Raw genomic sequence first — 25712 nt, forward strand, 5'->3', positions numbered from 1 at the left:
ATGTTTGATCTTACAAAATCAATCAGTCTGCCTGTTAAAGAAGAAAAAACAATATCATTAGTTTTATTTTATCAGACAGAAGAATACAAAGAGTTAATGGAAGAGGTCTTTCGTTTTGAGGGCGTTACTGCTCCTGTAGTCTTTAAATACAGTGATGATGAAATCCGTAATAATGCTCGTGATTTTAGTGATCATATTATTATGATCGAACTGAATGAGACTTTTGATGTAACTTATGAAATAGAGTTAATCAGTCATCTACTACCGACGAGTGCCTCTGTTATCGTCATTGGTTCTGAGAACTCAATTTCAACGATCCGAACGTTGAGAACAATGGGTTATTACTATTTATTCTGGCCTATCAATAAGTTGGAATTAATAGATTTTATTCGCGGTGTTAATGAAGATATTTCGAGAAATAGTAAGCTTAAAAAGAGCCGTCAAGCTAAGAGAGTTGCGATTTGGGGGACAAAAGGGGGAGTTGGAACTTCATTTATTGCCGCTCAATTAAGTAAAGAACTGTCTGAAAAACGCAGTAGCTCTTGTTTGGTTGTTGATCATAATTTTAGTGCTGGCAACTTAGATATTATGATCGGAATTAAACAATTTAAAAGACGTCTACTTTCACCTGGAATGTTAAGTTCGAATCTGGATGTTGATTTTGCAACCAGCATGGCGACTAAAATCAACGATAAACTCTCTTTGTTAGCGATAGAATCTGAACATTTATCAACGAGTGACATGCAAGGCTATGTTGAGGTACTTACCAATCAATTAGCTCAAGATACCAACTTCATTATTGAAGATTTATCTGGTTTTGCGAGTGAAAGACTCGACTTTCTAGCACAAGATATTGAAAAACAGCTTGATGTCCTTGTTTTAGTGATAGAACAGTCAGTATCTAGCTTGAGAGAAGCATCATTGGTATTGAATGCTGTTAATGAAAAAAAACTGGCAGTACGTGTCATTGTGATAGTGAATCAAATAAAACCTGAAAAGTACTCAACGGTTGATTTGGATGGAATTGAAAAATATATCGATAAAAAACTTGATGTTCTTTGCCCATTTGAACCCAAACTAGGTTCTATTCTTTTACGTGGTGAAAGTGTTCATTCAAAAAGTCTTCCTATAAGCCGAAGTCTTAGTCACTTAACCTCATTGTTACTTGGTGAAACACCTAAGAAATTAAGTCTATTTCAACGCTTAACGAAGAGAATCTATCATGAATCAAAATAAATTAATTTATATTGAAATTAGAAAACAGATCTTTGAAGCGTTGGAAGCAGATGCAGTAAATTCACTTTCTAAAGAGCAGTTAAGTCAACAATTAAGCAGTGCTGTAGATATGTTGCTTGCTCGTCAAGAGTGGCATGTAAGCTCTGTTGTTCGCTCTGAGTTTGTTTCAAATCTTGTTAATGAATTGCAAGGTCTTGGACCTTTACAAGTATTGATGGATGATGAAAGTATCAGTGACATCATGATCAACGGCCACGATAGTATTTTTATCGAAAGAAATGGTTTAGTTGAAGTTGCTCCGGTGAGTTTCATTGATGAAGAGCAGTTAATTCATATTGCCAAGCGTATTGCCTCGCAAGTAGGTCGTCGAGTCGATGATTCGTCTCCAACGTGTGATGCCCGTTTACAAGATGGTAGTCGTGTAAACATAGTGATCCCGCCTATTGCAATTGATGGTACATCAATGTCGATCCGTAAGTTTAAAAAAGGCAGTATTGGTTTAGATAAACTAACAGAATTTGGTGCCATGAGCCCTGAAATGGCGCAGATCTTAATGATTGCATCTCGCTGTCGTCTTAATATTTTGATTTCAGGAGGCACAGGTTCTGGTAAAACAACCATGCTAAATGCCTTGTCTCAATATATCTCAGAAAAAGAACGTATCATTACGATTGAAGATGCTGCCGAGCTTAAGATGCTTCAACCTCATGTTGTGCGCTTAGAAACTCGAAATGCAGGTATTGAAGGAACTGGTGCGGTAACGCAGAAAGATCTGGTAATTAACGCCTTACGTATGCGTCCAGATCGCATCATTGTTGGTGAGTGCCGTGGCAGTGAAGCGTTTCAGATGCTTCAAGCGATGAATACGGGCCATGATGGGTCAATGTCAACGCTCCATGCCAATACACCACGTGATGCAATTGCTCGTGTAGAAGCGATGGTTATGATGGGAAGCAGCAGTCTTCCGTTAGAGGCTATTCGTCGTACCATTGTCAGCGCTGTAGATTTGGTTATTCAAATTAGCCGCTTACATGACGGTAGCCGAAAAGTAATGAGTATAACAGAGGTGGTAGGTCTTGAAGGCAGTAGCGTTGTATTAGAAGAACTTTATAAATTCACCCCCACTGGCCAGCATGGAGATGGTGGGAAAATTATGGGTCGCTTTGAAACTGAAGGTTTAATGCAACGTTCTGTCCTTGTTCAAAAAGCGAGATTTTTTGGGTTGGAAGATCAGTTGAACTCGGCATTTAATCAACTGGAACAAATGGCATGATATATTGGCTGTCATTAATATTTGGTGGGTTAATTACATTATATTTGATTTATTCTCATTCCAAATCTAGCCATGAATACCTTAATCAAACTTCTATAGCACTTACTGACGAAGATCGCCAAGCCGTTAAGCTAGGCGTGTTATCTGATGAGAGTTTTAATAAAAAATTATTACGTTTATTTACAAGAACATATAGTCATATTGATTCTCATGCGATGGTAAAAATTGTCGTATATTGTTTATTGCTAGTTGCTGCGGGTATTTATGTTAATCAGACATTTATACAAACTAACCCACTGATTGTAATCTTCATTACTGAAGTCCTTGGTATTTCTTTTGGTATTGTATGGCTAAGTAATCGTGAAAAAAGTCGATTTGAAGAATCCTTTCCTGACGCTCTAAATATGCTTTCAAGTGCGGTGAGTTCGGGTGAAAGTATTATGCATGGGATTATTTTTGTTGGAAATTCTCTTGAAGGAAAAGTAGGTCAAGAATTTAAACGAATGGGAGAACAGCTGCAACTGGGCGAAACGGCAGATTCCGTTTTTCGTAAATCTTGTATAAAGTTCCCTTATCCATCATTTCAGTTTTTTGTTATCACGTTACGTACCAGTATGCAGCGTGGTGGTCAATTAAAAGAAGTAATGACGCGTCTTAATCGCTTGATGTTTGGTGCAAGAGCAATAGAGAAAAAGAAATATGCATTAACTTCGGAAGCAAGAGCTTCAGCAAAAATTGTTGCTGCCATTCCATTTATCTTTTTGTTTATGTTGCAATATCTTAGCCCTGAGAACTATGAATTTGTCATGTTTAACCCGGCAGGCAAACCCATTCTTTACTATGTATTGATTAGTGAATCCATTGGGATATTTATTATTTGGCTATTAATGAAAGGGGTACGCTCGTGATGGTATCTCCAGCATTATTATTTTCAGGAATTGTGTCTCTTGGTTGCTTAATTGTATTTTGGTTATTAAGTCAAAAACTGCAACAGAAAAAAGCAATGCGAAAATACCTTTCAAGCAGTGAATCACTGAATAAAAGCATAAATGTATTAGATAAAGTAGACCAGCTTTTACCAAGTGCAGTAACGACAAATAATGACGAGGTTGAACGTAAGTTTTATTCTGCTGGTTTCTATGATTTTAAATTTTCACACATTTATATGCCGATAAAATATGCCGCCGTTATTATTGGTTGTAGCAGTATTTATTGGTCATTAAATGGAGGTTCAGATCAAAAAACAATCATAGCATTCATGTGTATGTGGTTAGTGTTTTGTATTTCAGTACCTGATGGAATATTGAACTATCGTATCAAAGCCATGCAAGATAAGTTATCGAATCAATTACCCTATTTATTAGATCTTCTTGCTATGTGTGTTCATACCGGGATGACGCTTGAGTCATCATTAACGTATTTAGCAAAAGAGATGCAAGGTTTTGATAAAGATTTAGCGCACATGGTAAGTCGAACGAATGACCGAGCCCGTATTGTCGGTTTAGCGGTTGCGTTAGATGAGCTATATGTACGAGTTCCAACGAATGAAATGCGAAGTTTTGTAATGACATTAAAGCAAAGTCTTCACTACGGAAGCTCAATTTATAGTGTGTTAAATACACTTGCTGGTGATATTCGTCAGGTGCGTTTACTTGCGCTTGAAGAAAAGGTGGGTAAATTAGCGGCGAAAATGTCAGTACCCTTGATTCTATTTATCATGATCCCAGTGGTCATTCTAATCGCGGCTCCAGGAATAATGAGGATGATGACAGGTGCATATTAAAAATATATTGATACTCGGTTTGCTTTTAAGTTTGACGGGGTGTGCAACAAAACCAACGGTAGATACTAAAGCGGTACAAGAAAAAATTTTAGTAAATACTAAAAATTATCCAGATTTGATCGCTTTCTATAAAGAGCAATTAAAAAGTAAACCAGACCCAGAAGTTAGAGAAAAATTAGCGCAAACTTATTTGAACGATGGAGACCCTGAATCGGCATTATTTACTATTCAGGCAAATGATGAAGATCCTCGAACCGTTCAATCTTATTTAATTGAAGCGAATGCTCAATTAGATTCAGGAAAAGTTGTAGACGCACTAGAAATAGCAAAAAAAGTATATTGGTTTAATAAAGATAATGCAGAGATAGAGAATTTACTTGGTGTTATTTATGGTACTAAAAAAGATGTTATTCAGGCTCGATATTATTTTAATTTAGCAAGAAAGCATTTATATAGCGATATTAAAATAAAAAACAATTTAGCCATGCTCGATATTATAGAAGGGAAATATGACCAAGCTAATAATCGTTTATTACATGTTTATATGAGTGATCAAAGTAATCATCGAATTGAATCAAACTTAATGCTCGCTATGGCTAAGTCGGGTGACTTATCACTAATGAAAGAAGTGTTATCGCCTAAGTATACAGAAAGTGAAATCAAACAGAGGTATAACGCTTTACGTGGAATATCACGTCAAGAAGAGTAAGAAAAACCGCTTGAGAATAAAAAAATGATAAGACGAAATAAAAATAAAGGGATCGCCAGCATTGAGTTTACGCTGGGATTCATGGGGTTCTGGTTAATATGCATGGGATGGGTTGAGATGAGTTACATGTCTTATGTCTCTGCTATTAGTGATCTCGTTGTTTCTGAATCAGCACGAGTTGCTAAGACCTCGGAGTCTGATTATATGGACGCCTTTCACAACGCAGTAGACAAGAACGAATCCATTTGGGGAGATGTGATTGACCCTAATAAATTCACATTATCTATTGAATATCTAGATAAAGTGGCTGATTTAGAAGGAACTAAAGATCCATGCGTAGTTCCTGATGATGAAACAACAGCAGAGTGTGGTGTTGCTAAAGACAGTGCGATTGCTATTTATCATCTTGATTATCGCTTTTCGTCTATTTTTAATTACTTTGTTGATACAGACAGTCTTTTTAGTCGTGAAGTTATTGTTATTCAGGAGTACGAGCGTGATGCCTTTGGGATTTAAACAACGAGGAAATTTCTCTGTTGAATTTGCAGTAGTTGGTGTAGCTCTGAGTCTCATATTTGTATTCAGTGCTGATGTCATTATCAAGTTAGCAATAAAAGGTAAATTGGACAGATTGTCATACTCATTAGTAAACGTATTAAAAGAACGAACACAATTGTATGACGAAGATTATGTACTCGAGAAACAAGAAGCAGATTCTATATTTACTATTGCTAAAAACTCGATGGCTCGTGTGCAAAATAGCTATAAGAGTGATAATTTTGGTGCCGTAGTTGAAGAGTTAACATTTCATGGGATAAATCAACCAAATTCTCCGACACGATATAATCTTGGTTCTTATACGTGTTCGTTACCTAAAACGATTGATAAATTTCAAGACCTATCAGTGGTAACAACATGGACAAGACAAGCAACGTTGTATCGAATTACCTTGTGCTATAAGACAACTAACATGTTTGGTTCTTTGGTAGATAAGAAATTTACTGATGTGAACTCATCATCCATCATCATAGGAAGGTAGTTCGATGAAATTAAAAAAACACCAACAAGGTCATGCCGCAATCTTGTTTGCCATGATGATCCCTGTACTGTTTGGCATATTTGCTCTAGCAAGTGATGGGGCAAGAGCGCTGCAAACTAAAGCAAGAATCGAAGATGCGGCAGAGGTAGCTGTACTTGCTATATCAGCCCATAACGATACAGCACAAGATGAGAATGGGAATGGTACAGCAAGCAGATATAACAATACCTTAGCTAAAAAGTATGTGAATGCTTATATTAATGACGTAGATAGCGTGAAGGAAGTAAAAGTATATAAGCGTACCTGTGAGCACATTGCCGATTGCAAAGAAGGGGTTGAAAATGGAAAACCACGTTTCTTTGAACATGAAATTGAAGTAACAACGACTCAAAAATCTTGGTTTCCAGGACAAGGTGTAATCGTTGGTATGGGAGAAACCTTTGACACCTATGGTGATTCACGAGCGCGAAAATATCAGAGTGAGGCTGTAGATGTGATGTTTGCAGCGGATTACTCTGGCTCAATGGATAGACAATGGAGTGGAAGTTATAACAAGAAGTACGTAGACCTACGTAATATTATTAATGATATATCTGAGGAATTACAAAAGTTTAATGACTTACAGAAAAGCGATCATAATAATACCATGGGGATCGTTGGTTACTCCGAATATGCTAACTCTGAATATGCTAACGGAGGAGGTGCTCTTTGTTTTTTAATGCAGCAGCAAGGAGGGTATCGCTATCCTTCAGTATCGGACACTCTAAGGGATATATTTATACCTAAAACTCAAAGTAATTGCACTAATTACAACTGGAAAGGTAATTTTCATGAAATGCGTTTAACTGAAAAATTCGTTGATTTCAATCGAGAACTATCTACTTTTAGGCCTAAAGGAGGTACCGCATCATATTCTGGGATCATTCGTGGAGCACAATTACTTAAAGAAGGCAGTAATACTCGTCGATTATTAATTGTTTTATCTGATGGTGAAGACGGGGGGCCAAACCATGATAGCCCTAATGTTAAAAGTTTTTCTAATTCACTCGTTAATGGAGGTATGTGCGACAAGATTAGAGAGGGTTTAGAAGCAGATAAAACGCCTGATGGCCGTGATATTAAAGCTCAAATTGTTGCGATTGGTTTTGATTATAACGCAAGTGCCAATCAAGCTTTAAAAAATTGTGTTGGTGCTGATAATTTGTATAAAGCCGAAAATGCCGATGAAATTAAAGATAAAATTCTTGAGTTAATCAGTGAAGAAGTCGGGCATTTAAAATAAATAGGTAGCACATTGTGCGTAAAAAAGTAGAGAACAAAATTATGAACAAATCTTTTGCAGTAATAGTATTGGCTACCTGTTTGTCATTTAATGTGCAGGCGCAAGTTAAAGAATCCGTAAACCAATCAATAATGCTTTATTGTGGTTCATCCAATGCAGAATATCAAAAAGAGGTCATTGTTGGTGAAGGGGTAAGAGTATCGCTAAATCAAGGTGGATTTTCTCAAATACAGCAGATTGAAGGTGTAAAGCCTGAAACCGCTTTTATCCGTAGTCAGTTTAATCGGATGGCAATCGATGAGCAGTGTACAGAGTTTTTATTAAGCCATTCATCTTCAAAAGTTACCAAAGGAGATACTCTGCTAGCTCGTGTTTACTTTAATTTTGATAAATCAGCCTTAACCAAGCGTTCTGAATACGTATTGGATCAAATGTTTGGTCGTATAAAAAATGAAAGTGATGGATTAAAAGTCATAGGCCATACTGACTCTCAAGGCAGTAAAAAGTATAATTATGCATTAGGCTTAAAACGTTCGGATATGGTTCTGAAATACTTAGTAGATCATGGTGCCGATCCAAAGCAATATACAGTGGCTTCAAAAGGCGAACTTGAACCAGTAGATAGTAATAAAACGCAGGCTGGTCGAGATAAAAACCGCAGAGTTGAAATTAAGAAAATTTAGTATAATTGATACTGTCTATGTGTGAAATTAAGCTGAATGGATATAATATTCATTCAGCTTAATCGTTTCTATTATGATTGTTCATCTTCAAATATCCTCGCTACAATATCATCTAACTTACTATTTTCAATAGGTTTAACTAAATACCCATCACAATGCTGTTTGATTTCAATTTCTTCATTTAGCATGCCTTGGGCAGTAATTGCGATTACCGGAATATGTTGCATATCTTCTTTACTTTTAATTATTTGAGAGAGTTCAATCCCATTCATGACGGGCATCTTTATATCTGTAAAAATAGCATCTGGGAGTTGTGAGCATTGGGCAAGCTTATCTAATAAATCCTGCCCGTTAATGCCTTCTATAATTTTGAATTTATAAGGTTCCAGCTTTCTTTTTAATACTTCGCGATTAAATTGAATATCATCAACAATGGCAATGCGTTTTAGAGGCGGGATTTTAGCAAGTTGTCGTTCGGAAACTTGTTTTTTTGTTATAATTCTAGACTGATCTATCTCAATGTTTTTTAAGGTAACATAAATTGAAGTGCCGATATTTATTTTGCTTTTTATTGATATTTCACCGTTCATGTCTTCAATGATTTTTTTTGTTATAAATAGACCTAAGCCTGTTCCATGCTCATTATCTTTATTATACATCTGCTCAAATGGTTCAAAAACACGATTAATATCTTGTTCATGTATCCCTCTGCCATTATCTGTAAATTCAAGGATTACGTCAGTTGATGATGTCGATGTCTTTATATAACTTACATTAATAATAATTTGCCCACCAATATCTGTGAATTTGATGGCATTACTTAGTAGGTTCATTACTATTTTGGTTAAACGATTCTTATCAATTTTTATGTTACTAAATTGGTGGTTTTTAAATTCAATGCTAATGTCTTTTAATTGTGATTGATTCTTAACTATATTAATTGTGTTAGTGATGATAGTTTCAATAGAGTGTGATTCATTATTTAACACGGTTTTATCGGCTTCAATTTTACTTAAATCGAGAACGTCATTAACCATTTCTAACAAACCAAGTCCAGCATGATGCAAGGTATCTAATGTTTCCTTTTTATCTTTGTCTGTTTCTTTTTCGCTTAGGTATAAGCTTAATCCTAAAATAGCATTTAGAGGAGTTCTGAGTTCATGTGATATGTTGGCAATAAATGTTGATTTATTAATATTTGCAGACTCTGCAATTTCTTTCGCTTTTTTTAATTTATCTGTTCTGTCGTTGATTTCACCTTCTAAATTATCGACACGTGTTGACACATGTTGAGCCATTTTTGATACATTTCTTGCTAATATACCAAGCTCATCTTTTCTATCAAGTAATGGATTGTTATACTCATAATTGCCATGTCTAATTTCTTTTATCCATTTATTAAATAGAACTAAAGTGTTTTTTATATAGTTTGTAATAATCGTTGATGTTATTAATGTGATTATGGTTATAATTATAACCATGCTTATTATTTTGTACACAATAGCATTGTAATTATTATGTATTTTTTTTGTTAGTTCTTGATTGTATGTTTTAGAATCTTTCTTTTTGATTATCACACCAATATTCCATGAATAGCCAATTACTGGCCTTATTGCTGCGATATATTGTTCATTATCAAACCCCATTTCAGAATTCCATTCTTCTTTTCTTTTTATTTTTTCCAACATTACTCTTTCACTCTTGTTTAATGTTGTTATGCCTTTTGGGTCGTTAAATTTGTTTTTATATTTCTTTAAGTATTTATTTGATAGTTTATCACCAGTTAGCATATTAATATCAGTATCAATCAATAAGGTTGTGAATTTTGTATGGTTTTTATCATTTGAAATTTTTCTTATTATGCTTGATATATTAGTTTCAAAATTTAAAAACAAATCAGGGTTTATTTTGTATTGCCTCGTTAATATATCTGTTGGTTCTTTATTTATTATAGTCTCTTTGTTTGTGATATAGGCAACGGTAGAATGTTTTTCTAATTCCATGGTGGAAATTTGTATCATGTTTTTTGTGTTTAAGTTTCCTATTTCTTTTATTAAATCTAAATATCTATGCTCAATACTTTTAATATCATCCAATTCAGCACTTAAAGAATCACTAATATCAGATGCATAGTCTGAAACAATTTCTTCTATGTATTTATTTTCTACATTTTTAGCCGCTATCGTAATCTCTTTTTCGTTATCAGAAATTATCTGAAAAGAGGCTATTGATATTGCAATAGCATAAATAGTGATACTTCCAGTAAGAGTAATAAAAAATTTGTTTTTTAAAAGCATATGTAGCCTACATTTTAGTGCATTTCAGGGAGTAAAGCTGATACGTAATAGTAACTCGTACTGATTTGGCTATGATTAACATTTTTAAGAATGTCCTTATTTATTGTATTGATGCTTTATATAATGTTCTTTTCGTTTCAGAATGGTTGGAAACGAACATCGGTAGGTATTTCTGATTGTGAATATTTTCTATATGTAAGGTTGCTTTATATCCCCTTAATGCAATTAATTGCTTACTATTCAATTAATTATGTTAATTTTCAGGGTTGGTTTTATTTAAGAGAACTTAGATGTTTTATTAAAGTATGCATTGATATTAAACCTGGTTATACCTATTCGCTTGCTTGCTTTATGCTCTAGATCTTCTTTTTGTTATTCTAACACGCGTTTTTTGTGCTCGAACGCTCATTTCGGGTTTGTAGGTATTTAAATTATTAATAAAAGGAGTACATTTCTCGCAGCTTAACGTGAATGCAGTAAACCTACTTTAATAATAAATAACGAAACAAAGGAATGAATCATGGCGAATAATGAACAACATACATTACTTGGACAATGCATCGCTGAATTTATCGGTGCCGGTTTATTGATCTTTTTTGGTGTCGGCTGTGTTGCCGCTTTAGTATTAACTGGCGCAGAGTTTGGTCAGTGGGAAGTCAGTATTATATGGGGCATAGGTGTTGCGATTGCCATTTATTGTACTGCGGGCGTTTCTGGTGCTCATCTAAATCCTGCGGTAACCATTGCACTTGCTGCGTTTCATGGGTTTGATAAAGCAAAAATAATTCCTTATATCATTGCTCAGGTATTAGGGGCTTTCTGCTCAGCTGCATTGGTCTATGCTTTATACAGCAATTTATTTTCTGATTATGAAATTGCAAATGGTTTTTTACGTAGCAGTAAAGAAGCATTATCTACAGCTGGTATCTTCTCAACTTATCCACATCCTTCTTTATCGATACTAGGCGCATTTGCGGTTGAATTTGTAATTACTGCGGTTCTTATGTTTGGAATTCTTGCTTTAGGTGATGAGCATAATGGTGCTTCTCGCGGAGCAATGAATCCACTTCTAATTGGTTTACTAATTGCTGTTATTGGTGGTTCTCTTGGTCCTCTAACTGGCTTTGCAATGAACCCTGCTCGTGATTTTGGTCCAAAGCTGTTTGCTTACTTAGCTGGTTGGGATTATGCATTAACGGGAGCAAAAGAAATTCCTTATTTTATCGTTCCAATTCTAGCGCCAATTGCTGGTGCGTGTTTCGGTGGTTGGGCGTATCCAAAAATGATTGGCGCTTATCTACCAAAAGCAGGTCATGGTTGTACTATTCCGAATCAGTGTGATTCAGAAGAAGAAACCAAAACTGCTGAAGTGTAAATAAAAATAAAACTAACAATTACCTCCCTGTGAGATAATACATTAAAACTTATACACAAAAGGATTCCATCATGACTGAGCAAAAATACATTGTTGCACTTGACCAAGGAACTACTAGCTCGCGTGCCGTCATTCTTGACCACGATGCTAATATCGTCAGTGTTTCTCAGCGTGAATTTACCCAGATTTATCCTCAAGCAGGCTGGGTTGAGCATGATCCATTAGAGATCTACGCAACGCAAAGTTCGACTCTGGTTGAAACTTTAGCAAAAGCGGGCATTCGCAGTGATCAAATTGCGGGTATTGGTATTACTAACCAACGTGAAACGACGATTGTTTGGAATAAAGAAACGGGTAAACCTGTTTATAACGCCATTGTTTGGCAATGTCGTCGTACTGCTGATACGTGTGAAAAACTGAAAGAAGCAGGCCTTGAAGAATACATTCGTGAAAATACAGGTTTAGTTGTTGACCCATATTTCTCAGGTACAAAAATTAAGTGGATTCTTGATAACGTTGAAGGTGCTCGTGAAGACGCAGAAGCGGGTAAATTATTATTTGGTACAGTAGATACATGGCTTGTGTGGAAAATGACGCAAGGACGTGTTCACGTTACTGATTACACAAATGCTTCTCGTACCATGGTATTCAATATCAATACATTGCAATGGGATGAAAAACTACTAAAAGAGTTAGATATTCCACTTTCAATGATGCCAGAAGTGAAGTCATCATCTGAAGTATATGGTGAAACGAACATTGGTGGTAAAGGCGGTACGCGTATTCCAATTGCAGGGATTGCAGGGGACCAACAAGCAGCACTTTACGGTCAAATGTGTGTTGAACAAGGCCAAGCGAAGAACACCTACGGCACAGGTTGTTTCTTACTAATGAACACCGGTAAAGAGAAAGTAACGTCTCGCAATGGTCTATTAACAACACTAGCGTGCGGACCTCGCGGTGAAGCGTCTTATGCACTTGAAGGTGCGGTATTCATGGGCGGAGCATCGATTCAATGGTTACGTGATGAAATGAAACTGTTGGCAGATGCAAAAGACTCAGAATACTTTGCAACTAAAGTCGATTCATCAAACGGTGTTTATGTAGTTCCTGCCTTTACTGGACTTGGTGCTCCATATTGGGATGCGTATGCACGCGGCACGATTGTTGGTTTAACTCGCGGCTGTGGTTCAAACCATATTATTCGTGCAACATTAGAGAGTATTGCTTATCAAACACGTGATGTTATTGATGCAATGCAAGCGGATTCAGGTATCAAATTATCAGCACTCCGTGTTGATGGTGGTGCGGTTGCCAATAACTTCTTAATGCAGTTCCAATCGGATGTATTAGATGTTGCTGTTCATCGACCAAAAGTAACAGAAGTTACCGCTTTGGGAGCTGCTTACCTTGCTGGTTTAGCCGTTGGATTCTGGGGTGGTCTTGATGAATTGGCTGGTAAAGCCGTAATTGATCGTTCGTTTGAACCTCATCATGATGAAGAGAAGCGTAATCAACGTTATCGTGGTTGGAAACGAGCAGTGAAATGTGCACAATCGTGGGCAGAGATGCATGACGAAGAGTAATTAATCTAATTTGATGATTAAATAAACGAAAGGAGTACATTTTATGTGCTCCTTTTTCTTTTCCGAACTTTGTTTGATATATATCACGCATATTTACGTCAAAAATTTCATTCCTTATATTTTCTTTAGTACACTGATTTGAGTTGAAAAATATAAGTCATTGATTGATCGAAATTAGGGGAGTAATTCGTGAAGCAATTATCAAGACATCAAGAAATCGTAAACCTTGTGCAACAACATGGATATGTGAGTACTGAAGATTTAGTAGAGCAATTCAAAGTCAGTCCACAAACCATTCGTCGTGATTTAAATGAATTAGCTGATGAGAATAAAATTCGTCGTCATCATGGTGGTGCAACTATTCCATTAAGCTCGGTCAACACAGAATATACCACTCGTAAGGTAATGCAGTTGAACGAAAAGGATACCATTGCAGAGGCTCTCGCTAAGCATATCCCAGATGGTGCAACCCTATTCATTGATATTGGTACTACGCCTGAATCTGTTGCTAAAGCCTTAGTTAAGAATCATAAAGACTTACGGGTAGTGACTAATAACATCAATGTCGCTATGATTTTAATGGCTAATCCAGATTTTAAAGTCATCCTCGCTGGCGGTGAAGTACGTAATCGTGATGGTGGTATTGTTGGCGAAGCTACATTAGATTTTATTAAGCAATTCCGTTTAGATTTTGGGATCTTGGGGATCAGTGGTATTGATTACGATGGTTCATTACTCGATTTTGATTATCATGAAGTTCGAGTGAAAAAGGCGATTATTGAGAATAGTCGTAGTGTTTACCTTGCGGTTGACCATACAAAATTTGGTCGAAATGCAATGGTGAACTTAGGTAATATTAGTGAACTGCAAATGATTATTACCGATCAAGAGCCACCAGAAGAGATCGTGGCAATTCTAAAAGATAATGAAGTCCCTTATGAAGTAATTTCAAAGTAGCGCTCACTTCTAATAAATAAAAAATCCCTGTTCTTGATTAAGATCAGGGATTTTTTGTATCTGCATCACAGTAAATGTTCGAAATCGAAAATAAATAATGACTCTAAACGAAAGTCAAGGTATCGTCTATTTATCGTAATTAATGTTCGTTCGCTCATTGTTGGGCATTTGAGGTCACTACTATGAATAATGAAAACCAAACACACACAACTTGCGCTGTTTTAGATTTAATTGTAGTTGGTGGTGGTATTAATGGGGCCGGTGTTGCTGCTGATGCCGCTGGTCGAGGACTAACTGTTGGCTTATATGAAGCATCTGATTTTGCTTCTGCAACATCATCAGCAAGCTCAAAATTAATTCATGGTGGTTTGCGCTATTTAGAACATTATGAATTTCGTTTAGTATCTGAAGCACTTGCTGAACGTGAAGTGTTATTAGCTAAAGCGCCACATATTGCAAAGCCAATGCGTTTTCGTTTACCTCATCGCCCATTTTTACGACCTGCATGGATGATCCGTGCAGGTCTGTTCCTTTACGATAATCTAGGTAAACGTACAACTCTTCCTGCAAGTCATTCAGTTAACCTTGCTGCATCAGGTTTATTAAAGCCTGAAATGACTAAAGGTTTTGAATATTCAGACTGTTGGGTTGATGATGCTCGTTTGGTGATCCTAAATGCAATGGCTGCAGAGAAAAATGGCGCAGAAGTGAAAAACTATTGCCGAGTGGAAAAAGCCACTCGTGTTGATGATATTTGGCATGTCAGTATTTTTGATGAGCAAACAAACACGCGTTTTGAGCGAAAAGCCAAGGCACTGGTTAATGCGGCGGGGCCATGGGTTAAACAGTTTTTTGATGACAGCTTAGAAGATGAATCCCCTCGTAATATTCGTTTGGTTAAAGGCTCGCATATTGTGGTGCCTAGAATACATAATGAAGAGCAGGCTTATATTCTACAAAATAAAGATAACCGAATTGTATTTGTCATTCCTTACATGGAAGATTTTTCTATCATTGGTACAACCGATGTTGAATATAAAGGTGACCCAAGAAAAGTCGCGATCTCAGAAGATGAAGTTAGCTATTTAATTGATGTTGTAAACCAGCATTTTGTTGATCAAATAAAACGTGATGATGTTGTGTGGACTTACAGCGGTGTACGTCCATTGTGTGATGATGAATCTGATTCACCTCAAGCTATAACTCGTGATTACACCTTAGAATTAGAACAAGAGTTAGATCAGGCACCATTGTTATCTATTTTTGGTGGAAAGCTAACAACATATAGAAAACTGGGTGAAACAGCAATGAAGATGCTGAAGCCATATTTCTCTAAAATGGGAACCCCATGGACAAGAAATGTAGCGTTACCGGGCGGTAATTTTGATTACCCTCGATCGCAATTAGTAAGTAATATTTGCAGTCAATACCCATGGTTATCAGAGAAAACAGCCACTCGTTATGTAAATCAATTTGGAACACTGGTTTGGACGTTATTAGAAAATGTAACTTCAGAAGCAGATATGGGCCGAGTATTTTCTGAAGGTGTGTACCAAGCAGAAATCGATTACTTAATGCAGCATGAGTTTTCTCAAAAAGCCGAAGATGTATTGTGGCGCCGAACCAAGTTAGGGTTGTATTTAACTCAAGACCAGCAAGATGCCGTAGCTCAATATATGAATGAGAAATTAGGAACAAAAAAGGGAGTTAAACTTGCGCAAGTGAGTTAATGTTAAATTTAAATCTTTTGATTAAGCCTGAAGTATGCTTCAGGCTTTTTTGATTTTATAGAAATACTTGGATTTATCATCTATAAGAGTACTATCTTAAGGTCATATTAATGGGATCGTAAAATGAAAATTAAACTTCTTTCAGTGCTTATTGCGTCTTGTGTCGCGTATTCAGCGAGTGCCTGTACGGGTATTTCTCTTTCAACTGTTAATCATGATTACATTCAGGCTCGAACGATTGAGTGGGGTCAAAATGATCTGAACAGTAAATTAATTGTATCCCCTCGTGACTATTCATATACATCTACCATGCCAGATCAAAAGCAGGGATTAAAGTGGGATTCTAAGTATGGATTTGTTGGTATCTCGGTCAGCGATGATCGTTTTATTGCTGACGGTGTTAATGAGGAAGGATTAACTGCCGGCCTATTTTATTTTAAAAATTATGGGTCGTTAGAGAAATACAATTCAAATGATACTAAGACAACGATTACTGATATGGACTTTAACCGTTGGATGTTATCGCAGTTTAAAACAGTAGCTGAAGTCGAACAAGCGATTAAGCATATAAAGATAGTGCCAGTTTATATTGATGCTAAAGGAGTGCCATCCCCAACAGCACATTGGCGCGTAGCTGATAAGCAAGGCAATAACATTGTTATTGAAATCATGAATAATGGTGAAGTTAATATCCATAAAAATGTGGCTAAAGTGCTGACAAATGCGCCAGATTACCAATGGCAGGTAACTAATTTAAATAATTATATTCATTTAACTCCAGGAGTAAGTCCGGGGCAAAAGATCAACGATGTAGATGCTTTCTCGTTTGGCGTTGGTTCTAGCTTTTTAGGGTTGCCGGGTGATATTACGCCACCGTCAAGATTTGTGCGTGCTGCCTTTTATATAAATTCAACGCCTGTAATGAAGGAAGGAGCCGATGCGGTATCTCAGGCATTCCATATTTTAAATAATTTTGATATTCCGATTGGAAGCGAGTTTAATGATAAAGCACATATTCCTGATTTACCAAGTGCGACGCAATGGACTTCTGTCGTAGACCAAACAAATGGATTATTATTTTATAAAACCATGCGTGATAGTACGATAAAAAAAGTGGATTTAAATAAGATCAACTTTACTGGAAAAGTAGAAGAAAAACGGTTGTTAGATTCAGGAACATTCCATGTTCAAGAGGTGACTCCAGATATATAGATAACTCTTTAATCAAGCCTCACTATGAGGCTTGATTATTAACGATTTTTTTACGTTTTCTTTTATTGATGTACATTTCTTTATCAGCACTATCTAAGGCAAGCTGGATATCCATGTCTAATGGAGTTACTCCAAAAGAATAAGATAAAAAGATCTCTCTCTGTTGAAAATGATGTTCAATGTTAGCCCGTATTTTTTTCATTTTTACTTTAATATCTGGAATTGAATGAGAGTCAAAACACAGTACAAATTCATCCCCACCAAAACGAATAAGAAGATCTTCTTTTCTTAAGTTTTGATTGATTAATCGTGCGGCTTCCTTAAGTTGTTGGTCTCCAAATTGATGCCCGTATTGATCATTAATATTCTTAAACCCATCTAAATCAATAAATACCATGGTGTTATAGGCATTTACATCAATATGATTAAGTTTAGCTTTAGTAAAGCATCCTGTTAATGGGTCAATCGGCGATTGTACATCTTGGTTATCTTCATAAACAAATACCATGACAAAGGTTTTATAAAAATACTTTATTTTTTGGCGATAAGTATGGAAATGCGTTGTTGTTGAATCGACCTCTACCGTCTCATTCGACATTAATATATCAGACTCATTATTGAGTAACTGTTGATCAAGTTGCAGACAAGTTTGATAGTCAGGGAATCGCTGTAATACTTCAGATACAGACATTCCAACTAAATCACAACCAAGATAATCAGTGTGCTTTTTATTATTGTATATTGCTACACCGTGTTCATCTCTTAGAATAAAAAGGCAATTACAGTGCTTCATTAGATTGGTTGTAAATAGAATCGAAGGACTTTTTATACCATCGAGTAGTTCTTGATATTTTGTATTCAGTGCCTGTAAGTTGAAATTGTTGTAGTCGATGCCTAATAAGTTAAATGGGTCTTGTGGTTTTAGGGCTTCTAACGCTTGACTTAATTGGGTATCGTCTTTTGCTACATTGATATTATAAATGTAGCGATCAATGGGTGGCATTGAATCATTTAATTGATGATCAATAGTAGAAGTATGTAATTTAAGTTTTTGATCTAAATCAGAAAGCGAGATAGGGTAAGATAAGTAATACCCTTGAGATATTACTGACCCTAAAGATTGAATTAAATTTAACTGATTAACGTTTTCAATTCCCTTAATCACGACGTTATTACCTAAAAATTTATTTAATTTTTGGTACAACGAGCGTAAGAAACAAAATGATAAATAGTCATCTTCTATTGGGCTAATTAGTGAGCGGTCGATCTTAATATAGTCAAAGTTAAGACTTAATAATGGATCTGAATTTTTACATTCTGTGCCGTAGTCATCAAGCGTAAAAAACAGGTTGAGTTTTTTTAATCGTTGCATACTTGAACGTATTTTTTCAAGATTCACGTTTTGATGCTTAAAGTTTAACTCAAATGAGAAGCCTTTATGATGTTTGAATACGGATTCACAATATTCAATAAAAGATTCAGACTCTAAACTGCTGACTGATATATTGATTGAGATATGAACATTATTTTGATTATTTAGACTCAATTTATCGGAAAGAATATGAGAAATTACTGCTTTATCAAACTCTTCTTTATTATCAATCGCTGAAATAAAGTCTAGAGGTAAGTCATCAGAGCCCTTAACTCTTATTAATGCTTCATAGGAAACAATGGAGCCTTCGAAGAAATTTGGTTGATAAATGAAGTAGGTATTCTCAAGCATTATTATAATTATATTCTAGATTAAATTTGTGGCTAATCTATCACGCCTAGCTGTTTAGTTACTATGTTAATAGGTGTTTAAATTGTGATGTGGCTCACATTTATAAAATGAATGTATTTGCATTAATTATATGAAACGCTGGTGTTTTTTTTGAGGATTTATTTGATGCTGGATGTATCTAAAACAATAGCCTGCCCACTTATGAGACAGGCTGTTTATGGAACTATATTAATGCTTCACACAATAACGAGATTGGGTGAATCGTCGTGATATTTGTATTCTCTTCTATTTGCCATTTACAGGTTTCACAATCGGTAATGGCATAATCTGGCTTAGCGGCTTTTATTTGGTCAAATACGTTTTTACCAATAGCGATAGAGGTATCGTAATTCTCTGTTTTAAAACCGTAAGTGCCAGCTAAACCACAACATTCACTGTCTAGTACTTGCACTTCCAAACCGGGGATAGTACGTAATAATTCGATAGTGTAAATATTGCCGCCACTACGCTCTAAGTGACAAGGCGTATGATAAACAACCTTCTTATTTAAGGGCTTCATTTTAGGTCCGCGACCATTCATGATCTCTTTTAATAAAAAGCGTGTCACATATTCTATTTTCTTCGCTACCTTGCTGTTATCTACATCTAATACGTGTGGGTACTCTTGTTGTAACGTAAATGAACAGGTTGAAGAGGTTGACAAAATCGGCACATCTCTACGTTCAATGGCAGCTTCTAAATTAGCGACATTAAACTCGGCGTTTTTTTGTGCTTTTTTGTGAAATCCATTAGCAATTAATGGCACACCACAACATTTTTCCTTATCTAATAACTGCACGCCAATGTGCATGTTGTTCATGACCTTAATGAAGTCTTTACCCAGTTGTGGATGGTTATAATTTACAAAGCAACCATGGAAGTAATGGACTTGTTGTTGGTAGATTGATTGATCTGATACTTCTTTTTTATACCAACGGCGGAAAGTACCGTGAGAATACTTAGGCAGCGATTTATGGTCATGGACCCCAATGGTTTTGTGCATCACTTTTTTAACTAATGGCACGCTAGTCATGGCATTTACAATAGGGGCAACAGGCGTTGCTACTGAGCCAAATAGATCAGTATGACTTAGTACAAAATCTCGGATCCCCTTCATGTTATAAGCGGGTTTTCCGTGTATTCCACGAGCTACCGCAATCATGTCTCCAATTCTAACGCCTGACGGACAAGCGGTTTCACAGCGTTTACAATTGGTGCAGAGTTTTAAGGTTTCATCATAATATTCTGGGCTTTTAAAACGTAAACGCTCACCATCAGGTCCACATTGTTTTGGACCGGGGTAATCAGGATTCTCTTTAGCAACAGGGCAATACACGGTACATACGGTGCATTTTAAGCATTGATCAAAGCTAGTATTTGCTGGTGCTCTAAAAATTAGATTGTCTTTTGCAAATCTGTCTTTTAATAGGTCAGATCGAAATAGTGGGCTGCTCATAATGCGACCTCTTGTTGTTGTTTCATTTTATTGTTTGATAAAAACTCAGGTTTTATTTGCTTGATTATTGATTCGGCAGCATGAAAGCCAGAACTAATTGCCACACCACTGCCGCTACCTTCTAATACGGGGTTATAACCAGATAAGATGGCACCTGCGCAATAGAAGTTATCAATAACATGACCTGATTTTATCGCTTGTAGTTGTGACGTCGTTTTTACACCCATGCTTAAAAACGGGTGCGATTGTGGACTAAAAAAAGCAGAGCTGTACCAATCTGTGCGAGAAGCAGTTTGGTCCATATCTAAGCCAAAAATAGGTTCTTCCATTGAATCTGCACTTGCTTTTAAGCCTTGGCTAAAGAAACTGCCAGTGGCTAGTACAAATTGCTTTGCTTGTAGTGGGAAGTCACCATGATTTTTAGTGAAAATTCGGTTTAATCGGTAATGTGAATGCTCAGGATCTTCTTTATCCACGTAAGAGAACTCACCTTGGATAACATGATCTCCATTGAGTAGCGTTCCACCTTGATCAATGAAAGCGTGTTTCATGGTTTCTTCTAGTCGAATACCCAATAATGACGGTGGCATGGTTGGGACTTCACATAAAGTCAGTTGAGTTAATGCTTCAATTTCTTTTAAAAGTCCCAAGCCTTTGCCATTACCAAAGATAGCAGGGATCACGACAAGATCACCGGGGTTGGCGTGTTGCTGCAATGCATGTGCAAATTCTTGTAGGTTCGCTCGTTTTGCTAACAATCTAGAAAGATCAATGGATCGTAACTCACAGTGATTACGTTGAATGTCATTAAAAGCAGATAAAGAGACGGTTGCTGTTGAAATTTCAACATCAGATAATTGAGTGATTTGCTTTAAGTTATCTTGCGCCAACTTTGGTTGAAAATCACGAAAGCCATCCACTGTGATCAGTACGATTTTTTGCACTGTATTATTTTCTAATGCCATCGGGAATTGATGAACAAAAGGCTGTGATAACCATGTTGATTTCATTGTACCTAAAGGCGTTAATCGATAATGATTACATCCGTTTACTTGAGAAGTTAGCGGAACGCCAATACTAGATAACGTTGCTTGGTACCAATCAATCGCGCGGTTTACCGTTTCTTTTCCTAATGTGGCATAAGGATGCTCAGGATAATGAGTTGAAAACCCATCAATTGCTGACATTGGATCGATAACATGCGTGCCATCGGGTGTTTTTGCTAATACATCAACAGAGCCAGATGAGAAGTGTAGGGCACTTTGACCAGAGGCAATCACCGCTGTTTTTAATCCGGCTTCTAAGCAGCGTAGAGCACAACTTAAGCCAGCCATGCCGCCGCCAATGATAATGGTATCGAAATTCATAATGTTGCCTCTTGTTCTTCTATTTGAGTATTGGATGTTGACTTATTATTCGTTGGGATGTCACTTGCGCCAAATAATCCCTCATAAATCCAATAACTGAATTCTGCTTCACGTAATGCATCACCCCAGAAAACGGGTTTAATGCCTTTCCAGCGCTCTTCTAGAAAGTGTGTTAATAATTGGCTTGATTGATTACCAGAGACTTGCCCACATTCTTCAAAAAGCCCTGCAGCGCGATACGTACATAACTCACCTTGGCACGGTCCCATGCCTAAACGGGTACGACGACGAAGATCCACCAGATTGTGAACATCTAATTGATTGATGGCGTAGTTAATTTCACCTTGAGTCACCATTTCACATTCACAGATCACAGCTTGATCTTTAGCATTATCAGTTAAGAAGCTTTGCGCTCGTTCACCGTGACGATAAACCGCACTTTGATAGACCGGTTTTGCAAGGCTTGCGGTTTTTTTCGCTGCAATAGAAGCACTGTTTGAGCCAGGGAGTGGACGAAGATGAGTGGTACATTCTTGAGTGTTTCTTAGTTTTTTCGCCACAAGATCGGTGGTCATTTCAGCCATTAAACGAGAGGTCATTAACTTACCACCCGTAATGGTCGTAAAGCCGTTCAGTCCGTCTTTTTCTCCATGGTCAAGTAAGACAATCCCACGACTTATATTACGGCCAGATCCATCATCATCAACAGCGACTAGCGGACGAACACCAGCATAAGCACGAAGTACTCGAGTATTCGCCATAATAGGGGCAAGTTTCGCGCCTTCGCTTAGTAGGATATCCACTTCTTTAGCACTGACATGAAGGTCATCTATTTTGTCATAATCAATATGCTCAGAGGTTGTTCCTATTAATGAAATAGTGTCACCCGGTACCAAAATATCGGCGTCAGAAGGTTTACGGCAACGGTTTATCACTAAATTATTAATACGATAATCTAAGATCAATAATGAGCCTTTAGCTGGGAACATCTTGATACTCAAATCAGCGTATTCACAAATGTTTTGTCCCCAAATACCAGCGGCGTTAATGACTTCTGAAGCGAATATTTCAATCTTTTGGTTGGTTCTAACATCAATGCAATTAACCCCAAGTACAGTGTCTTGATGGCGGATAAGCGAGGTGACATGAGTATGTGTGAGCAAACGAGCGCCATTTTCTTTCGCATCAAGTACATTTGCCGCACATAAACGAAAAGGGTCAAGTGTTCCATCTGGTACTTGAACCGCACCAATTAGGTTAGGGTTGACGTTTGGTTCAAGTAATAAGGCTTCTTTAGGGGTGAGTTGTTTCGCGTCAATACCAGCAACTTGGCATGACTCAATAAACTGCTTTTGAAAATCTAAATCATCATCTGGAAGAGAGATAAATAGGCCTTGAGTATCTTCAACACAGTGCTTTGCGATAGTTTTTAGGATCTTATTTTCATGGATACATTCTTTGGCGGATTCATTATCAGTAACGGCATAGCGAGCCCCTGAGTGAAGTAAACCATGGTTTCTCCCTGTGGTTCCAGAGGCTAAATCGTCTTTTTCAATCAAAATGCAATCGATACCGCGCAGAGCACAGTCACGCATTATCCCTGTACCTGTTGCTCCACCTCCAATGATGATCACTGACGTTTCTAATCGAGACGTTTTGTCCATAATTTACTCTCTTTTTACCACTTTTTATGTATGAATCTATGATGATATTTATCTTCTACACTTTCTTTGATTTAGCGCAATTATGTTCGTTCGCGCTTTCGTTTTGTTTTCGTGATGGTACATGAGTCACATGTTTTTCATTAAACGAAGGCTTTTTATGGGGTTTTACCCGATGGTAGAGAGAATAATTTGCGCGTTTTCGAATGAGTCAGCCCCAGATTTGCGATGCACTTCAAATTGCATAGAGATCAAATGATATAATCAAGATAATTAGTAATAAATCTAGGGTACTGAATGATGAAAATAACTATAGATAACCAAACATTCACTATCGATGAAGAGTTAACACTTTTAGCTGCTGCAAAGGAATGCAATGTCGAGATCCCGTCACTGTGCGGAAACAATATCAATGGCGAAAAAATACCGTGTGATTTGTGTGTCGTAGATATTGAGGGACAAGGTATTCAACGCGCTTGTGAAACCAAAGCGATTGAAGGTATGAAAGTGATTACTTCGTCTGAAGCATTAGTGAAGCGTCGACAAAGTGCATTGAATAAAATTCTTTCTGACCACTACGCAGATTGTGAGGCTCCGTGTCAAACGGCATGTCCTGCTGGCGTAGATATACAATCATATCTATACCATATTTCGCAAAATGATCACCAAAAAGCGATTGAAGTTATTAAACGAACATTACCAATGCCATTATCGATTGGTCGCGTTTGTCCTGCTTTTTGTGAAACCGAGTGTCGCCGTGGGTTAGTTGATGAACCATTGGCTATTCGTCAGTTAAAACGCCATGCTGCAGATGCCGACTTGAATGCGCAGGAATCTTACGTACCACCGAAAAAAGCAGACAAGGGAAAATCCATTGCTGTGATCGGTAGTGGCCCTGGAGGCTTGACCTGTGGCTATTACCTCACTAATGAAGGTTACAATGTAACGGTATTTGAGTCGATGCCTAAAGCAGGCGGTTGGCTACGTTATGGTATTCCTGAATATCGTTTACCAAAATCGATTTTAGATAAAGAAATCGAATTGATGTGTCGTAACGGTATGGAAATTCAAACGTCTGTGAAATTAGGTGAGGATTTCTCATTAACACAGTTAAGTGATGAGTATGACGCAGTCTGTTTGGCTGTCGGTGCTTCAAAAGCGGTTGAAATGCATTATCAAGGCAGTGAGCTTGGTGGTTGCTATTTAGGTGTTGATTACCTAAAAGATTACGTAACAGAATCTAAATTAACGACAGGTAAAAAAGTAGCGGTTATTGGTGGTGGCAACACAGCGATTGACTGTGCTCGTACAGCAGTGCGTGATGGTGCTGATACTACGCTTATTTATCGTCGTACTCGTGAAGAGATGCCTGCAGAAGATTATGAAGTGGTTGAAGCTGAACATGAAGGTGTTAAATTCCATTTCTTAACCAACCCGGTTGAAAATATTGCCGACGATAATGGACGAGTGGCCCAAGTTCGTTTGGAGAAAATGGCATTGGGTGAGCCGGATGCGTCTGGTCGTCGCAGCCCTCAAGCAACCGGTGAATTCTTTATTGAAGAGTTTGATACTGTCATTTCTGCGGTATCGCAAAAGCCGGATTTAAGCTTTTTAGAGAACGACTCTATTGATTTGCCACTGACTCGTTGGAATACAGCTGATGCAAACAGTTTGACAATGCACAGTGGAGTGAAAAATATTTTTAGCATCGGTGATTTCCGTCGTGGTCCTGCAACGGCGATTGAAGCGGTTGCTGATGGACGTATTGCTGCAGAAGCGATTGATCGTTTCTTTAAAGGTGATATGGAAAAAATTCCAACCAAACAGTTTAATTCTCAAAAAGAGAAGAAGACTAAGCAGGTTGATCCTCAGTACTTTGAACATATCCAAAAAGCGATGCGCGTGATCATGCCTGAACTTACGGCTGAGCAGCGTGAGCAAAGTTTTGAAGAAGTCGAAACGGGCTTTGATAATGCGGACGCAATTAATGAGGCAGAACGTTGTTTAGAGTGTGCATGTCAGGCAAACAGCAACTGTGGTTTACGTGATTATGCAACGGAATACAAAGCGGATGAAACGGATTTAACCAACGAAAGTAAACAGAAGTTTGCTATTGATACCAGCTCTGAATTCATCGTGTTTGATGCCAATCGTTGTATTAGCTGTGGGCAGTGTGTCGAAGCGTGTAATGAAAAAGGCGTGCATGGTGTATTAAGCTTCATGAAAAATGAAGATGGTACCAATGCTTCTCGTCCTGAATGTCGTGCTGGTTTTGAACATGGCTATCAAATGGGTAATTCAAAC

20 protein-coding genes are annotated in these 25712 nt (G+C 37.2%); 15 read left to right on the plus strand and 5 right to left on the minus strand.

Features of this window, described 5'->3' with window-relative positions; genetic code table 11:
• Genes PVK71_RS18545 through PVK71_RS18585 form a run of 9 tightly spaced genes read left to right on the plus strand, consistent with a single transcriptional unit; the run spans position 1 to position 8005 of the window.
• The gene (locus PVK71_RS18545) at positions 1–1236 is read left to right on the plus strand and encodes an AAA family ATPase (protein ID WP_274420597.1); all 1236 of its coding nucleotides are present in this window, start codon (positions 1–3) and stop codon (positions 1234–1236) included.
• A complete protein-coding gene (locus tag PVK71_RS18550) occupies positions 1223–2509 on the plus strand; it encodes a CpaF family protein (RefSeq protein ID WP_274420599.1) in 1287 nt (428 codons plus the stop codon). The genes PVK71_RS18545 and PVK71_RS18550 overlap by 14 nt, the downstream gene beginning before the upstream one ends.
• Positions 2506–3417 (plus strand): type II secretion system F family protein, encoded by a 912-nt coding sequence (locus tag PVK71_RS18555; protein WP_274420601.1) that lies wholly within the window; start codon positions 2506–2508, stop codon positions 3415–3417. Before PVK71_RS18550 ends, PVK71_RS18555 begins: the two co-directional genes overlap by 4 nt.
• Entirely contained in the window at positions 3417–4292 is an 876-nt protein-coding gene (locus PVK71_RS18560; RefSeq protein WP_274420632.1) for a type II secretion system F family protein, read from the plus strand. Before PVK71_RS18555 ends, PVK71_RS18560 begins: the two co-directional genes overlap by 1 nt.
• Positions 4282–5001 (plus strand): hypothetical protein, encoded by a 720-nt coding sequence (locus tag PVK71_RS18565; protein WP_274420603.1) that lies wholly within the window; start codon positions 4282–4284, stop codon positions 4999–5001. The genes PVK71_RS18560 and PVK71_RS18565 overlap by 11 nt, the downstream gene beginning before the upstream one ends.
• Positions 5002–5025: 24 nt before the next feature.
• Entirely contained in the window at positions 5026–5517 is a 492-nt protein-coding gene (locus PVK71_RS18570; RefSeq protein ID WP_443111736.1) for a TadE family protein, read from the plus strand.
• Positions 5501–6040 carry a tight adherence pilus pseudopilin TadF gene (gene tadF, locus PVK71_RS18575; RefSeq protein WP_274420636.1) on the plus strand — a complete coding sequence of 180 codons (540 nt, stop codon included), beginning with the start codon at positions 5501–5503 and terminating at the stop codon, positions 6038–6040. The genes PVK71_RS18570 and tadF overlap by 17 nt, the downstream gene beginning before the upstream one ends.
• 4 nt (positions 6041–6044) lie before the next feature.
• Positions 6045–7322 carry a TadE/TadG family type IV pilus assembly protein gene (locus PVK71_RS18580; protein WP_274420604.1) on the plus strand — a complete coding sequence of 426 codons (1278 nt, stop codon included), beginning with the start codon at positions 6045–6047 and terminating at the stop codon, positions 7320–7322.
• Positions 7323–7363: 41 nt separating this feature from the next.
• Positions 7364–8005, plus strand: a complete 642-nt coding sequence (locus PVK71_RS18585; protein ID WP_274420606.1) for an OmpA family protein — start codon at positions 7364–7366, stop codon at positions 8003–8005.
• A gap of 71 nt (positions 8006–8076) precedes the next feature.
• Here PVK71_RS18585 and PVK71_RS18590 read toward each other — a convergent pair whose 3' ends face one another.
• Positions 8077–10302 carry an ATP-binding response regulator gene (locus PVK71_RS18590; protein ID WP_274420608.1) on the minus strand — a complete coding sequence of 742 codons (2226 nt, stop codon included), beginning with the start codon at positions 10300–10302 and terminating at the stop codon, positions 8077–8079.
• Between the two features lie 520 nt (positions 10303–10822).
• Here PVK71_RS18590 and PVK71_RS18595 point away from each other — a divergent pair.
• The 5 genes from PVK71_RS18595 to PVK71_RS18615 all read left to right on the plus strand — a co-directional run bounded on the left by PVK71_RS18595 (position 10823) and on the right by PVK71_RS18615 (position 17162).
• Positions 10823–11677: an MIP/aquaporin family protein gene (locus PVK71_RS18595; protein ID WP_274420610.1), complete on the plus strand. Its 855-nt coding sequence runs from the start codon at positions 10823–10825 to the stop codon at positions 11675–11677.
• 71 nt (positions 11678–11748) lie between these two features.
• The gene (gene glpK / locus PVK71_RS18600) at positions 11749–13263 is read left to right on the plus strand and encodes a glycerol kinase GlpK (RefSeq protein ID WP_274420613.1); all 1515 of its coding nucleotides are present in this window, start codon (positions 11749–11751) and stop codon (positions 13261–13263) included.
• A gap of 189 nt (positions 13264–13452) precedes the next feature.
• Positions 13453–14220 carry a DeoR/GlpR family transcriptional regulator gene (locus PVK71_RS18605; protein ID WP_045104299.1) on the plus strand — a complete coding sequence of 256 codons (768 nt, stop codon included), beginning with the start codon at positions 13453–13455 and terminating at the stop codon, positions 14218–14220.
• Between the two features lie 182 nt (positions 14221–14402).
• Positions 14403–15950 carry a glycerol-3-phosphate dehydrogenase gene (gene glpD, locus PVK71_RS18610; protein ID WP_274420616.1) on the plus strand — a complete coding sequence of 516 codons (1548 nt, stop codon included), beginning with the start codon at positions 14403–14405 and terminating at the stop codon, positions 15948–15950.
• Positions 15951–16073: 123 nt separating this feature from the next.
• Positions 16074–17162 (plus strand): choloylglycine hydrolase family protein, encoded by a 1089-nt coding sequence (locus PVK71_RS18615; RefSeq protein ID WP_274420618.1) that lies wholly within the window; start codon positions 16074–16076, stop codon positions 17160–17162.
• A gap of 22 nt (positions 17163–17184) precedes the next feature.
• On the opposite strand, the gene PVK71_RS18620 is transcribed toward PVK71_RS18615, so the two are convergent.
• The 4 genes from PVK71_RS18620 to glpA form a co-directional block, all read right to left on the minus strand.
• Entirely contained in the window at positions 17185–18885 is a 1701-nt protein-coding gene (locus tag PVK71_RS18620; RefSeq protein ID WP_274420620.1) for a GGDEF domain-containing protein, read from the minus strand.
• A 223-nt stretch (positions 18886–19108) separates the two neighbouring features.
• Complete coding sequence (gene glpC, locus PVK71_RS18625; RefSeq protein WP_274420622.1) at positions 19109–20380, minus strand: anaerobic glycerol-3-phosphate dehydrogenase subunit GlpC; 1272 nt, start codon at positions 20378–20380, stop codon at positions 19109–19111.
• On the minus strand, positions 20377–21747 hold the full coding sequence (gene glpB / locus PVK71_RS18630) for a glycerol-3-phosphate dehydrogenase subunit GlpB (protein ID WP_274420624.1): 1371 nt from the start codon (positions 21745–21747) through the stop codon (positions 20377–20379). The genes glpC and glpB overlap by 4 nt, the downstream gene beginning before the upstream one ends.
• Entirely contained in the window at positions 21744–23411 is a 1668-nt protein-coding gene (gene glpA / locus PVK71_RS18635) for an anaerobic glycerol-3-phosphate dehydrogenase subunit A (protein WP_274420626.1), read from the minus strand. The genes glpB and glpA overlap by 4 nt, the downstream gene beginning before the upstream one ends.
• A 294-nt stretch (positions 23412–23705) precedes the next feature.
• Here glpA and PVK71_RS18640 point away from each other — a divergent pair.
• The coding region (locus PVK71_RS18640; RefSeq protein ID WP_274420628.1) for an FAD-dependent oxidoreductase at positions 23706–25712 on the plus strand (2007 nt) is incomplete at its 3' end.

It is taken from the genome of Aliivibrio sp. S4MY1, assembly GCF_028765545.1.
Classification (GTDB): domain Bacteria; phylum Pseudomonadota; class Gammaproteobacteria; order Enterobacterales; family Vibrionaceae; genus Aliivibrio.

What these genes read in the sequence shown, in the direction of transcription:
- PVK71_RS18545 (WP_274420597.1), top strand. Translation starts at nt 1, where the DNA reads ATGTTTGATCTTACAAAATCAATCAGTCTGCCTGTTAAAGAAGAAAAA.
- PVK71_RS18550 (WP_274420599.1), top strand. Translation starts at nt 1,223, where the DNA reads ATGAATCAAAATAAATTAATTTATATTGAAATTAGAAAACAGATCTTT.
- PVK71_RS18555 (WP_274420601.1), top strand. Translation starts at nt 2,506, where the DNA reads ATGATATATTGGCTGTCATTAATATTTGGTGGGTTAATTACATTATAT.
- PVK71_RS18560 (WP_274420632.1), top strand. Translation starts at nt 3,417, where the DNA reads ATGGTATCTCCAGCATTATTATTTTCAGGAATTGTGTCTCTTGGTTGC.
- PVK71_RS18570 (WP_443111736.1), top strand. Translation starts at nt 5,026, where the DNA reads ATGATAAGACGAAATAAAAATAAAGGGATCGCCAGCATTGAGTTTACG.
- tadF (WP_274420636.1), top strand. Translation starts at nt 5,501, where the DNA reads ATGCCTTTGGGATTTAAACAACGAGGAAATTTCTCTGTTGAATTTGCA.
- PVK71_RS18580 (WP_274420604.1), top strand. Translation starts at nt 6,045, where the DNA reads ATGAAATTAAAAAAACACCAACAAGGTCATGCCGCAATCTTGTTTGCC.
- PVK71_RS18585 (WP_274420606.1), top strand. Translation starts at nt 7,364, where the DNA reads ATGAACAAATCTTTTGCAGTAATAGTATTGGCTACCTGTTTGTCATTT.
- PVK71_RS18590 (WP_274420608.1), bottom strand. Translation starts at nt 10,302, where the DNA reads ATGCTTTTAAAAAACAAATTTTTTATTACTCTTACTGGAAGTATCACT.
- PVK71_RS18595 (WP_274420610.1), top strand. Translation starts at nt 10,823, where the DNA reads ATGGCGAATAATGAACAACATACATTACTTGGACAATGCATCGCTGAA.
- glpK (WP_274420613.1), top strand. Translation starts at nt 11,749, where the DNA reads ATGACTGAGCAAAAATACATTGTTGCACTTGACCAAGGAACTACTAGC.
- glpD (WP_274420616.1), top strand. Translation starts at nt 14,403, where the DNA reads ATGAATAATGAAAACCAAACACACACAACTTGCGCTGTTTTAGATTTA.
- PVK71_RS18615 (WP_274420618.1), top strand. Translation starts at nt 16,074, where the DNA reads ATGAAAATTAAACTTCTTTCAGTGCTTATTGCGTCTTGTGTCGCGTAT.
- PVK71_RS18620 (WP_274420620.1), bottom strand. Translation starts at nt 18,885, where the DNA reads ATGCTTGAGAATACCTACTTCATTTATCAACCAAATTTCTTCGAAGGC.
- glpC (WP_274420622.1), bottom strand. Translation starts at nt 20,380, where the DNA reads ATGAGCAGCCCACTATTTCGATCTGACCTATTAAAAGACAGATTTGCA.
- glpB (WP_274420624.1), bottom strand. Translation starts at nt 21,747, where the DNA reads ATGAATTTCGATACCATTATCATTGGCGGCGGCATGGCTGGCTTAAGT.
- glpA (WP_274420626.1), bottom strand. Translation starts at nt 23,411, where the DNA reads ATGGACAAAACGTCTCGATTAGAAACGTCAGTGATCATCATTGGAGGT.